This window comes from Tsukamurella serpentis (assembly GCF_054780975.1).
Map to the genome: position 1 here is coordinate 573,396 of NZ_BAAGVH010000003.1, position 12,919 is coordinate 586,314.

The window sequence follows — 12,919 nt, forward strand, 5'->3', positions numbered from 1 at the left end:
CTGGCACGCATGGGCGACATCAGCGTCACTGACCGTTACCTGCGGCTCGGCCTGCGGTTCGACCGCATCGAATCCGGTTTCGTCGACGCCTACTTCGGTGACCCGGAGCACCGTCGGGCGGTGGCGGCCGAGGACGCGCCCGTTCCGTCGGAGCTCGCCGCCCAGGCGCGCGCCCTGCTGCGCGAGATCGACGCCGATACCTCGCTCAGCGCGCAGCGCCGCGAGTTCCTGGCCGGTCACGTCGCGGCCCTGGAGTGCTCCGCCCGCAGGTTCGACGGTGCGCCCATCGGTTTCGTGGACGAGGTGAAGGCCTACTTCGACGTGGACATCGCCCTGGGGGAGACCGCCGACTACGAGGCCGCGCACGCCCGGCTCGACGAACTGCTGCCCGGCACCGGCCCCGTGCAGCCTCGGATGCAGGCGCAGCGCGAACGCTTCGCCGTTCCCGCCGAGCGGGTGCCCGAGGTGGTGGACGCGCTCGCCGGGGCGCTGCGGGAGGTGGTGCGCGAGCGTTACCGGTTGCCGGAGGCGGAGACGGTGGCGTTCGAGATCGAGCGCGATAAGCCCTGGTCCGGGTTCAACTACTACCTGGGCGGCTACCGATCGCGGGTGGCGATCAACGGCGACCTGCCGCAGTACCTGTCGACGCTGCCGCACCTGATCGCACACGAGGCCTACCCGGGGCACCACACCGAGCACTGCCGCAAGGAGCAGCTGCTGGTGGCGGGGGAGCCCGGCGGGAGGCAGCCCGAGCAGACCATCTTCCTGGTCAACACCCCGCAGTGCCTGATGGCCGAAGGACTCGCCGATCACGCACTGCACGCGGCGATCGGGCCGGGCTGGGGTGCCTGGGCCCGCGAGATCTACGCCGATCTGGGCTTCGGTTTCGACGGGGAACTCGCGGAGGCGATCGCCGTGGCATCGTCGCCGCTGCAGCGGGTGCGACAGGACGCCGCGCTACTGCTGCACGATCGCCACGCCGGCGAGGACGAGGTGGCCGCGTACCTGCAGCGCTGGGGGCTGATGGCCGAGCGGAGCGCGCGGCAGTCGCTGCGCTTCGTCGGCTCGCCGCTGTGGAGGGCGTACATCAGCACCTACGTGGAGGGGTACGCCCTGCTCGGCCGGTGGCTGGACGCCGCACCGGGTGTCCCGGGGGCTCGGGAGGAGCGCTTCGGCCGTCTGCTCGACGAGCCGCTCACCCCGTCTGCGCTGCGGCGGGAACTCGCCGCTTAGGATGGGCACATGAGCGAAAACAGCGTGAACTCCGCGTCCCTCGCCGAACTCGATCCCGAAGTGGCCGCCGCCATGAACGGTGAGCTCGCCCGGCAGCGCGACACGCTGGAGATGATCGCGTCGGAGAACTTCGTGCCCCGCGCGGTGCTGCAGGCGCAGGGCTCGGTGCTCACCAACAAGTACGCCGAGGGCTACCCGGGGCGCCGTTACTACGGCGGCTGCGAGTACGTCGACGTGGTCGAGGACCTCGCGCGCGATCGCGCCAAGGAGCTCTTCGGCGCCGAGTTCGCCAACGTCCAGCCGCATTCCGGCGCGCAGGCCAACGCCGCGGTGCTGCAGGCGCTGATGGAACCCGGCGAGACGCTGATGGGCCTGGACCTCGCGCACGGCGGGCACCTCACCCACGGCATGCGGCTGAACTTCTCCGGCAAGCTCTACGAGAACGTCTTCTACGGCGTGTCCAAGGAGGACCACCGGGTGGACATGGACGAGGTGCGCAAGATCGCCCTCGATTCCAAGCCGAAGGTGATCGTGGCCGGCTGGTCGGCGTACCCGCGTCACCTCGACTTCGCGGCCTTCCGCTCCATCGCCGACGAGGTGGGCGCACACCTGTGGGTCGACATGGCGCACTTCGCCGGCCTGGTGGCCGCCGGCCTGCACCCGAGCCCGGTCCCGCACGCCGACGTGGTCTCCTCGACGGTGCACAAGACGCTGGGCGGCCCCCGGTCGGGCATCATCCTGGCCAAGCAGGAGTGGGCGAAGAAGCTGAACTCCGCGGTCTTCCCCGGCCAGCAGGGCGGCCCGCTGATGCACGTGATCGCCGCCAAGGCCGTCGCGCTCAAGGTCGCGGCGACCGACGAGTTCCGGCAGAAGCAGCAGCGCACCCTCGACGGTGCCCGGATCCTCGCCGAGCGCCTCGGCGCGAAGGACGTCGCCGATGCGGGTGTCACCGTCCTCACCGGTGGCACCGATGTGCACCTGGTGCTGGTGGACCTGCGCAACAGCGACCTCGACGGCCAGCAGGCCGAGGATCTGCTGCACGAGGTCGGAATCACCGTCAACCGCAACGCCGTGCCCTTCGACCCGCGCCCGCCGATGGTGACCTCCGGCCTGCGGATCGGCACCGCCGCGCTGGCCAGCCGCGGTTTCGGCGACCAGGAGTTCACCGAGGTGGCCGACATCATCGGCACCGCGCTGGCGCAGGGCAAGGCCGCTGACACCGCCGCGCTGCGTGCCCGGGTGTCGGCGCTGGCGCTGCAGATCCCGCTGTACGAGGGTCTCGAGGACTGGGGCCTGCTCTCGCGCTGACCTCGACCGGTCCGCAACGTCCTGGGACGTGGGTCCCGGGTCCGTCACCTGGGATTTGAAGGCCGGGCGGCGGCTGGCCTACAGTGGGCGAGTGACTTCCAGCACCTCCGAGGACCTGACTCTCGCCATCGACAAGGCGCTGCCGGACATCCGCGCCGCCTACGTCGAGGCCGGCGACGCGTGGCAGCCCCACGACTACGTGCCGTGGGACGACGGCCGCAACTACGCCTTCCTCGGCGGCGAGGACTTCGTCCCCGCTGACGTGAAGGTGCATCCGGTCGTGGCGCACGGCCTGGTCCTGGGCCTGCTCACCAAGGACCACCTGCCGTCCTTCCACCGTCTGCTCGCGCAGCACCACCTCATCGAGTCGGACTGGGGCCGCTTCGTCGGCCACTGGACCGCCGAGGAGAACCGCCACGCCATCGCCCTGCGCGATCACGTGGTGGTCAGCCGCACCTTCGACGTCGAACAGCTCGAGGCGTGGCGTCTGGAGGCCGTGACCCGCGGCTACCGTCAGTACGAGAAGACTCGCGAGGAGATCCAGGTCGCCGACCAGATCGCCCTGGTCGTGGCGCATGAGGCGCTGTCCGCCGACTACTTCGACCGCCTCGCCGATTTCGCCGAGAAGTCCGAGGGCACCCCGGCCGGCCTGGTCACCACGCTGCGCAAGATCGCGGCCGACGATCGCACCCAGCAGCAGTACTGGACCGAGTTGCTCACCGTGGCGCTGGACGTCAACGAGGGGCAGGTCAAGGACGCCCTGCTGCGTCAGGCACGCGCCACTTCGCCGATGGGGGCCGAGACCGCCGACGGTTTGGACGAGTCGCGCAGCATCGTCACCGAGGCCGGGATCAGCTCGCCCGAGCGGGACCGTGAGGTGCTCAACGTGCTGCTCTCCCGGTGGGGTTTGGAGCTCTGAAACAAGGCGAGCACAGCTCGTAACGCACTGTTCACGAACGCGCCGCGTGTGGTCCCTGACCCGCGGCGCGTTCGGCGTTAGTTTGGCGGTGATGGATTGCGGGGAAGCAGTTCATCCCGGGAGGTTCCAACCGTGACTGGACAACCAGTTCTCACGAGAGGGCCGGCCCCGGTCCTCGCCGTACGGGCGTAGAACACGCACCGTCGGTGTTTGGAACCGGCCGGCCGCAGCTACACGCTTGCGTGGGCGCCGCGCAGGCTAGGAGCGTCACCGTGTCCTTCCAGGCCAACCGCACGTACGTGCTCGACACCTCCGTCCTGCTGTCCGATCCCTGGGCCGTCACCCGATTCGTCGAGCACGATGTGGTGCTCCCGCTCGTGGTGATCAGTGAGCTCGAAGCGAAGCGTCACCACGCCGAACTCGGCTGGTTCGCCCGCGAGTCGCTGCGCCTGCTCGACGACATGCGGCTCGAGCACGGCCGACTCGACCAGCCGATCCCCACTCCTGGGGGCGGCACGGTGCAGGTCGAGCTGAACCACATCGACCCGACGGTGCTGCCGGTCGGGTTCCGCACCGAGACCAATGACTCCCGGATCCTGGCGTGCGCGCTGAACCTGCGCGCCGAGGGGAAAGACGTCGTGCTGGTCTCGAAGGACATCCCGCTGCGCGTCAAGGCCGGCGCGGTGGGCCTGCCCGCCGACGAGTACCGCGCGCAGGATGTGGTGACCAGCGGTTTCACTGGAATGGAGGAGCTGGAAGTGGCTCCGGGGTCGATCGACTCGCTGTTCGCGGACGGTGTGGTCGATCTCGACGACGCCCGGGACCTGCCCTGTCACACCGGGGTGCGGCTGCTGGGGGGTACCTCCAGTGCGCTCGGCCGCGTGACCGCCGACAAGCAGGTCCAACTGGTCCGCGGTGATCGCGAGGCCTTCGGTCTGCACGGACGCAGCGCGGAGCAGCGGGTGGCGCTGGATCTGCTGCTGGACGAGTCGGTGGGCATCGTCTCCCTCGGTGGTAAGGCCGGAACCGGCAAGTCGGCGCTGGCGCTGTGCGCGGGCCTGGAAGCGGTGCTGGAGAAGCGGACGCAGCGCAAGGTGGTCGTGTTCCGGCCGCTGTACGCGGTCGGCGGTCAGGAACTGGGCTACCTGCCCGGGACTGAGAACGAGAAGATGGGCCCGTGGGCGCAGGCGGTCTTCGACACCCTCGACGGGCTCGCGTCGACCGAGGTGATCGAGGAGGTGCTCTCGCGCGGCATGCTGGAGGTACTGCCGCTGACCCACATCCGCGGCCGGTCGCTGCACGATTCCTTCGTGATCGTCGATGAGGCTCAGTCGCTGGAGCGGAACGTGCTGCTCACGGTGCTCTCGCGGCTCGGTAGCGGCTCGCGGGTGGTGCTGACCCACGATGTGGCGCAGCGCGACAACCTGCGGGTCGGCCGGCACGACGGTGTGGCCGCGGTGATCGAGAAGCTCAAGGGTCACCCGCTCTTCGCGCACATCACGCTGACTCGTTCCGAGCGTTCTCCGATCGCCGCGCTGGTGACCGAGATGCTGGAGGAGTTCGCACCCGGCGCCTGATCAGCTGTGAAAACTGCGGTTCTCGCGGCTATGAAGCCGGATTCGGCTTCATCCGGCAGAAAACCGCGATTCTCACGACCGCCTTGGCATACCTAGATCCGTTAGGTATATGTATACCTAACGGATCTAGGTACGGAGGTTGTGTCGTGCACATCGACAAGGATCTGGTCGCGGCATCGGCGACCCCGCTGGTGCTGAGCATCCTCAGCCGCGGCGACAGCTACGGTTACGCGATCCTCACGCGGGTCCGGGAGCTCTCGGACGGGCGGCTCGAGTGGTCCGACGGGATGCTCTATCCACTGCTGCACCGGCTCGAACGCCTCGGTCAGGTGGAATCGCGGTGGGAGGTCGCGGACACCGGCCGTCGGCGCAAGCACTACGCCATCACCCCCGCCGGCCAGGAGGCGCTCGCGGATCGCCGGGATCAGTGGCGGGTCGTCAGCGCCGCCCTCGACGGGCTCTGGTCCGACCACGCACCGCTTCCGGGGCAGGCATGAGCGGCGACGCCCAGATCCGGCAGTGGCGCGGCTACCTGGAGGGTCGCCGGATGCGTTCCGAGGAGGTCGACGAGCTCGAATCGCATCTGCGTGATCAGATCGCCGATCTGCAGGCTCGCGGCCTCGACGGTGACGAGTCGTTCCTCGTCGCGGTCAAGCGCATGGGCGCCGCCGACGCGGTTGCCCACGAGTTCGCCCGCGAGCATTCCGACCGGCTCTGGAAGCAACTCGTACTCGGCAAGGCCGAAGACCGGACCGGTCGGCGTGGTGAACTGCAGGTGGTGCTGACACTCGGTGCCGCCGCCGGGCTGTCACTGCTCGCGGTGCTGCACCTGCTCGGCGGGGTCGCACCCCGGTTCGCCGCCTTCGCGATCGCGCCGTTCCTCGTCGGCTACTTCACCTGGAAGCGGTCCTCGCCCGCTCGCACTGCGGCGATCCTGATCGGTGGCTTCGCGGTGATGGCAGCGCTGCTCGCCGCCTACCCGTTCGCATCCGGCGGTTCCACGGAGGCTCTCGCGGTGGTCGCCGCGCCGATCGTCCTGTGGTTCGGTGTGGGCATCGCCTACACCGGCGGCGCTTGGCGCTCGGCTCCGCGACGGATGGATTTCGTGCGGTTCACCGGCGAGTTCGTCATCTATTTCGTACTCATCGCGCTCGGGGGCGGAGCGATCACGGGGCTGACGATCGCGGCGCTGAGCACCGTCGGACTGGATGCGGAGTCGCCGGTCACCGAGTGGGCCCTGCCGGCCTGCGCGGGCGGCGCGGTCCTGGTCGCCGCGTGGCTGGTGGAGGCCAAGCAGGAGGTCATCGAGAACATCGCCCCCGTGCTCACGCGTATCTTCACCCCGATCACGCTGGTCATGCTGGTCGTGGTGCTCGGTGCGTTCGTCTCGCGGCCCGGCCTCATCGGCGCCGACCGCAATCTGCTGTTGCTGATGACCGTGGTTCTGGTGCTCGTCGTGGGGCTGCTGCTGTACGCGGTATCGGCACGCGATCCGCGGCGGCGCCCCGATGTCTTCGACCGCCTCCAGGTGGCACTGGTGGCAGTCGCGATCGTGGTCGACCTCGTCGTGCTGGTGGCGATGGTCACCCGTACCGCCGAGTTCGGGACCTCGCCGAACAAGGTGGCGGTACTGGGCCTGAACCTGGTGCTGTTGGTGATCCTCGCGGGTGCGGCGGTGCTGGGCGTCGGGTTCACCCGTGGGCGCCGGGACTTCACCGCTGTCGAGCGCTGGCAGACGACCACGCTGCCCGCGTACGGCGTGTGGGCTACGGTGGTGGCACTCGCCCTTCCGCCCGTCTTCGGGTTCGGCTGACCTGGCCTCTCGCGGGAGTGAGGGGATCGAGGGGGATCATCGAACCATGTCTGATGAACTCGTTCTCGGATCCGCGGCCCTGCTCAGCGGAGTGCTGGCCGGCTTCTACTTCGCCTACGCCACGGTCGTCTCCGCTCAGCGTGCAGCGGCCGACGGTGCCGACTCCATGCGCCGGATGAACGACGCGGTCGAGCGGCCACCGTTCCTCGCGATCTTCCTGCTCGCCCCGGTGCTCGCCGTCGTCGCGGTGATCGGGAGGATCGTCACGGACGGGTTCGACCCGAGGACCGCCGCTGCTGCGCTGGGCGCGGTGTGCGTCGTCGCCGCGCTGGTGCTGACCATCGCGGTCAACGTGCCGCTCAATCGACGACTCACCGCGGGCACAGTCGAATGGGCGCGGTTCGTCCGCGTTTGGGGAGCGTGGAACCTCGCCCGCACGTGGTTGTGCGCCGCGGGCGCCGTTGGCCTGGCGGTTGCCGGCGTCTGATCGGCTGCGAAAGCGGGCGGTTTTTCCGCTATGAAGCCGAATTCGGCCTCGTACGCCAGAAAACCACCAGTTTCCCAGTGTGCGACACCTGATAAGCAGGTAGGGCAGCCTAAGCCGAGAGGCGGAAGTGCTGGGGAATACCCTCGGGACGTGACTTCGAACAGCCCCGAATTCATCTACTCCGACCTGCTGCCCATCGGCCCGGACACCACGCCGTACCGCTTGCTCACCACCGAGGGCGTGCAGACCTTCGAGGTCGACGGCCGGAAGTTCCTCAAGGTGGAGCCGGAGGCCATCGAGAAGCTGACCGCGGAGGCGATGCACGACATCAGCCATTTCCTGCGGCCCGCACACCTGCAGCAATTGCGCAGGATCATCGACGATCCCGAGGCCTCGGGAAACGACCGATTCGTGGCGCTGGACCTGCTCAAGAACGTCAACATCTCGGCCGGTGGCGTGCTGCCGATGTGCCAGGACACCGGCACCGCGATCGTGATGGGCAAGAAGGCCGAGGGTGTTCTGACCGGCGCCGACGATGCCGAATGGGTCTCCCGCGGTGTCTACGACGCCTACACGAAGCTGAACCTGCGGTACTCGCAGAACGCCCCGATGACCATGTACGAGGAGCGGAACACCGGCACGAATCTGCCCGCCCAGGTGGAGATCTACGCCACCGAGCAGGGGGAGAAGGGGCCCGAGTACAAGTTCCTGTTCATGGCCAAGGGCGGTGGCAGCGCCAACAAGTCGTTCCTGTTCCAGGAGACGAAGGCGATCCTCAACCCGGACCGCATCCTGAAGTTCCTGGACGAGAAGATCCGCTCGCTCGGTACCGCGGCCTGCCCGCCGTACCACCTGGCCATCGTGATCGGTGGCACGTCCGCCGAGTTCGCGCTCAAGACCGCCAAATACGCCTCGGCGCACTACCTCGACGAGCTTCCCGAGTCCGGCTCGATGGCCGCTCACGGCTTCCGGGACAAGGAGCTCGAGGAGAAGGTCTTCGAGCTCACCCAGTCGTTCGGGATCGGTGCGCAGTTCGGCGGCAAGTACTTCTGCCACGACGTGCGGGTGGTTCGCCTTCCCCGGCACGGCGCCTCGCTGCCGGTCGCGATCGCGGTCTCCTGCTCGGCGGACCGCCAGGCCCTCGGCAAGATCACGGCCGACGGTGTCTTCCTGGAGCAGCTCGAAACCGATCCGGCGCAGTACATGCCGGACGCGGGTGTCGCCGAGGACATTGAGGGCGGTGCGGTCGTGGAGATCGACCTGAACCGGCCGATGCCTCAGATCCTGGCAGAACTGTCGAAGCACCCGGTGAAGACGCGACTGTCGCTGACCGGTCCGCTGGTGGTGGCCCGTGACATCGCGCACGCCAAGATCAAGGACCTGCTCGACTCCGGGCAGCCCATGCCGCAGTACCTCAAGGATCATCCGGTCTACTACGCCGGACCGGCCAAGACCCCCGAGGGTATGGCGTCGGGCTCCTTCGGCCCCACCACCGCAGGCCGGATGGACAGCTACGTCGATCAGTTCCAGGCCGCGGGTGGATCGATGATCATGCTGGCCAAGGGGAATCGGTCCAAGCAGGTCACCACCGCGTGCGAGAGCTACGGCGGCTTCTACCTGGGCTCGATCGGCGGTCCGGCGGCGCGGCTGGCACTGGACTGCATCAAGAGCCAGGAGGTCATCGAGTACCCCGAGCTCGGCATGGAGGCGGTGTGGAAGATCGAGGTCGAGAACTTCCCGGCGTTCATCGTGGTCGACGACAAGGGTAATGACTTCTTCACTGATCCCTCGGGTGAGGTGTCGGTCCCGCTCAGCGGCATCCGGGTTCGCTCGAAGGAGCGGTGATCAGGCCGGACGGAGGACGGTGACCGCGAAATCGGCACCGTCGTACCAGGGCTTGACGTCCCACGTGGCCAGACGCAGATCGGTGCGCAGGCCGGCTTCGGCGGCGTAGCCGTCGAACCGCTCCGGGCTCAGACCGCGGTCGGTGTGGAAGCCGACGATCACGAAACCGTCGTCGGCCAGGTGCCGGCGGAAGTTGCGCAGCACGGTGGTCTCGGTGCCCTCCGCGACGAACACCATCACGTTCCCGGCGCACACGATTGCGTCGAAGGCACCGTCGAGGTCCAGGTCGGTCAGGTCCTGCACCAACCAGCGTGGGCCGGGGTGGTCGGCTTCGGCGGCGGCGATCAACGCGGGATCGACGTCCACACCGACCACGTCGTGGCCCACCGAATGCAGGTGACCGCCGAGCCTGCCGGGACCGCAGCCTGCGTCCAGGATCCGCGAGCGGCGGCCGACCATCGCATCCACCAGCCGCGCCTCACCGGCCAGGTCCGCTCCCTCGCGTGCCATGGTCCGGAACCGCTCGATGTACCACTGGCTGTGGCCTTCCTTGGTCTCGGTGAACCACCTCGGTGTGCTCATGATGCCAAGCTACTCGCAAGGGTTCGTGCCGACGGCAACGCCGTTGCGAAGCGTGCGCACATACGAACCGCCCCGGTGTTGTAGCGCGTAGCAAGCGGCTTTCAGATCGGGGCCGTAATCGACGTACGGCGTGTAGAAGCGTTCGCCGTTCGCGTTGACAGCATTGATCGAGTTGCAGTTGAGTGCGCCGCTGTAGAAGTACTGCGAACGGGGCTCGGCGCTCAAGCGGGAGGTGATCAGTGCACGCAGAGACGGGTTGGATTCCTCGATCGATTCGAGAACGACGATGAACCGCCCGTCGCAGGCCGGTGTGCTGACCGGTTTCACGAGTCCCAGATCGTATGGCCGGACAGCCGGAACGGTGACGATCGGCGTGGGGGCGACGATCGTGACGGTCGACGGTTCCACGGACACCGGGGGCGGGGGCAGGGTGGACGATGTGGCGGTGCTGGATCCCGGAACCGCGGCGGCCGCGGTCGAGCCCGGTTCAGACTTGTGACGCAGAACGAGGGCTCCGGCGGCACCGGCCCCGATGAGGAGCACTGCAACGGCGGCCGCCGGGAGCGCCCATCGTCGTCGGGCGGGTGCCGATGGTGTCGGTCTCGTTCGATCCGGAGGTATGGCCGCGTGAGTTCGAGCCGGTGCGAGCAATGTGGCCTCGGCACCACTCGCTGGGCTTCGCCTGAGCGTCGTCGTATCACTGCTGTCGCGCGCTGCGTTCAGCTCGGAGACGAATCCACCCGCGGTCGAGGGGCGGTCGCCGGGGGCACGCGACATACCGTGTGCGAGAGCGATATCCACTGCAGGTGGAAGGTCACTCCGCACACTGACAGCCGACGGAGCCGTTCCCTCGAGTGCGGCGGCGATGACTGCCGACGGGCTACTGCGGTCGAACGGCCGGAGACCAGTGAGGAGGGCGTACGCAGTGGCGGCGAGCGAGTACACGTCCGCGGCGGGCCCGACCTGCTCGCCGCGCAATTGCTCCGGTGAAGCGTAGGCGACTGAGCCGATCGTCGTGCCCGTCGCCGTCAGATCCGACGTGTCGTTCGCTGCTCGGGCGATCCCGAAATCCGTCAAGAGAGCACGGGACCCGTCGAGCAGAATGTTGGCGGGCTTGACGTCACGGTGAAGGACCCCACGCTGGTGAGCGAAGTCCAGCGCAGCGGCGGTATCGGAGACGATCGACACGACTTCGTCGAGGGACAGTCCGCGAGGAGAACCGCGCAGGCGTTCGGCGGCGTCGATCCCGTCGATGTAGGGCATCGTGAGCCACAGGCGGCCACCGTCTTCACCGCGGTCGAGGATACCGACGACGTTCGGATGATTGAGAGTTGCGGCGAGGTCCGCTTCACGCAGAAATCGTTGGCGGAAAGCACCGTCGGACGCGAGGTGGGGAGGCAGGACCTTGATCGCATCCTGCCTCGGCAGCCGGGGGTGCTGAGCGAGGTAGACCTCTCCCATTCCGCCTGCACCGAGTCGTCGGATGATCGTATAGCCGGCGAAGACTTCGCCCTGCTCCAGTGCCATGGTGACCTCCCGCGACGAACCTACCGCGGTGCTCGCACCTGCGCTGCTGATCTCCCTAGCGGGACGTTCACCTCCCCAGCGCCATGGACCGGGGGAATGGAGCCGGCGCTGGGGAGACGGCGGCCCTATAGGGAGGACCGCGACGGTGCCCCCCCGGCGAGAACCCGGGTCAGCGGCGGCGGTCGAGGTTGGCCATGGCCAGCACATCCAGCCGGCGATCGAGCTCCTCGACGGTCAGCGAGTCACCGATGAGGCCGCGGTCGATCACCGTCTGCCGGATGGTCTTGCCCTCCCGCAGCGCCTGCTTGGCGACTGCGGCGGCCTCTTCGTAGCCGATCAGCGAGTTCAGCGGGGTCACGATCGACGGCGAGCTCTCGGCGAGGGTCCGCAGCCGCTCCTCGTGGGCGGTCAGACCGTCGATGCACCGGTCCGCGAACAGCCGGGAGACGTTCGCCAGCAGGGTGATCGATTCGAGGACGTTGCGCGCCATCATGGGGATGTACACGTTCAGCTCGAAGGCGCCGTTGCCGCCGCCCCAGGCCACCGCTGCGTCGTTGCCGATCACCTGGGCGGCGACCTGTGTCACCGCCTCGGGCAGCACCGGATTCACCTTGCCGGGCATGATCGAACTGCCCGGCTGCAGATCGGGGAGCGTGATCTCACCGAGACCGGTCAGCGGACCCGAGCCCATCCACCGCACGTCGCCGGCGATCTTGGTCAGCGAGATCGCGACGGTCCGCAGCGCGCCGGACAGTTCCACCAGCCCGTCGCGGGCCGCCTGCGCCTCGAAGTTGTCCTTCGCCAGCGTGATCTCGTCGACGCCGGTGAGCCGGACCAGTTCCGCCACCACGAGCGAGCCGAAACCGTCGGGGGCGTTCAGGCCGGTTCCGACGGCGGTGCCGCCGATCGGGACCTCACCGACCCGTGGCAGCGTCGCCCGAAGCCGCTCGACTCCGGCCTCCACCTGCCGGGCGTACCCACCGAACTCCTGGCCGAGCGTCACCGGGACCGCGTCCATCAGGTGTGTACGGCCGGATTTCACCACTTCCCGCCACTGCTCGGCCTTCGCCGCCAACGCGCTGTGTAGGTGCTGCAGAGCCGGGATCAGGACGGTGACCACGGCTTCGGTCGCGGCGACATGGGTAGCGGTGGGGAAGGTGTCGTTGGAGCTCTGCGACATGTTCACGTCGTCGTTCGGGTGCACCTGCACCCCGGCGCGGGCGGCGATCGAGGCGATGACCTCATTCGCGTTCATGTTCGAGCTGGTCCCGGACCCGGTCTGGAAGACGTCGATCGGGAACTGGTCGTCGTGCGCGCCGTCGGCGACCTCCTGCGCCGCGGCCACGATCGCATCCGCGCGCTGCGGGTCCAGCAACCCCAGGTCCCGGTTCACCTGTGCGGCAGCCGCCTTGAGCAGACCCATGGCCCGGATCTGGGCGCGTTCGAGAGGCCGGAAACTGATCGGGAAGTTCTCCACCGCGCGCTGCGTCTGCGCCCGCCACAGGGCCTGCGCCGGCACCCGGACCTCGCCCATGGTGTCGTGCTCGATGCGGTACTCGGCCGGGGTGTCAGCGTTATTAGCCATACCTTAGAAACGTACTCGGGCCCCGGGGAACTTCCCAGGGCCC

General features: G+C 68.4%; 11 protein-coding genes. 8 read left to right on the forward strand and 3 right to left on the reverse strand.

Going from position 1 to position 12,919, the window contains the following annotated elements; genetic code table 11:
• Positions 1–9 precede the first annotated feature (9 nt).
• From ACYVHG_RS11030 to ACYVHG_RS11065, 8 genes are all read left to right on the forward strand, one after another.
• Entirely contained in the window at positions 10–1,233 is a 1,224-nt protein-coding gene (locus ACYVHG_RS11030; protein WP_461167479.1) for a DUF885 domain-containing protein, read from the forward strand.
• Between the two features lie 9 nt (positions 1,234–1,242).
• Positions 1,243–2,541: a serine hydroxymethyltransferase gene (glyA, locus tag ACYVHG_RS11035; protein WP_461167480.1), complete on the forward strand. Its 1,299-nt coding sequence runs from the start codon at positions 1,243–1,245 to the stop codon at positions 2,539–2,541.
• A 91-nt stretch (positions 2,542–2,632) separates the two neighbouring features.
• Positions 2,633–3,460, forward strand: a complete 828-nt coding sequence (locus tag ACYVHG_RS11040; RefSeq protein ID WP_461167481.1) for an acyl-ACP desaturase — start codon at positions 2,633–2,635, stop codon at positions 3,458–3,460.
• A gap of 272 nt (positions 3,461–3,732) precedes the next feature.
• A complete protein-coding gene (locus ACYVHG_RS11045; RefSeq protein WP_461167482.1) occupies positions 3,733–5,037 on the forward strand; it encodes a PhoH family protein in 1,305 nt (434 codons plus the stop codon).
• A gap of 146 nt (positions 5,038–5,183) precedes the next feature.
• Positions 5,184–5,534, forward strand: coding sequence for a PadR family transcriptional regulator (locus ACYVHG_RS11050; RefSeq protein WP_461167483.1), 351 nt, complete (start codon positions 5,184–5,186; stop codon positions 5,532–5,534).
• Entirely contained in the window at positions 5,531–6,850 is a 1,320-nt protein-coding gene (locus ACYVHG_RS11055; RefSeq protein WP_461167484.1) for a permease prefix domain 1-containing protein, read from the forward strand. The genes ACYVHG_RS11050 and ACYVHG_RS11055 overlap by 4 nt, the downstream gene beginning before the upstream one ends.
• Before the next feature lie 46 nt (positions 6,851–6,896).
• Positions 6,897–7,337, forward strand: a complete 441-nt coding sequence (locus tag ACYVHG_RS11060) for an anthrone oxygenase family protein (protein ID WP_461167485.1) — start codon at positions 6,897–6,899, stop codon at positions 7,335–7,337.
• Positions 7,338–7,487: 150 nt separating this feature from the next.
• The gene (locus ACYVHG_RS11065; protein ID WP_461167486.1) at positions 7,488–9,182 is read left to right on the forward strand and encodes a fumarate hydratase; all 1,695 of its coding nucleotides are present in this window, start codon (positions 7,488–7,490) and stop codon (positions 9,180–9,182) included.
• On the opposite strand, the gene ACYVHG_RS11070 is transcribed toward ACYVHG_RS11065, so the two are convergent.
• The 3 genes from ACYVHG_RS11070 to ACYVHG_RS11080 all read right to left on the reverse strand — a co-directional run bounded on the left by ACYVHG_RS11070 (position 9,183) and on the right by ACYVHG_RS11080 (position 12,876).
• Positions 9,183–9,764: a methyltransferase domain-containing protein gene (locus tag ACYVHG_RS11070; RefSeq protein WP_461167487.1), complete on the reverse strand. Its 582-nt coding sequence runs from the start codon at positions 9,762–9,764 to the stop codon at positions 9,183–9,185.
• 9 nt (positions 9,765–9,773) lie between these two features.
• Entirely contained in the window at positions 9,774–11,291 is a 1,518-nt protein-coding gene (locus ACYVHG_RS11075; RefSeq protein ID WP_461167488.1) for a serine/threonine-protein kinase, read from the reverse strand.
• Positions 11,292–11,460: 169 nt separating this feature from the next.
• On the reverse strand, positions 11,461–12,876 hold the full coding sequence (locus tag ACYVHG_RS11080; protein ID WP_461167489.1) for a class II fumarate hydratase: 1,416 nt from the start codon (positions 12,874–12,876) through the stop codon (positions 11,461–11,463).
• Between the last annotated feature and the right edge of the window lie 43 nt (positions 12,877–12,919).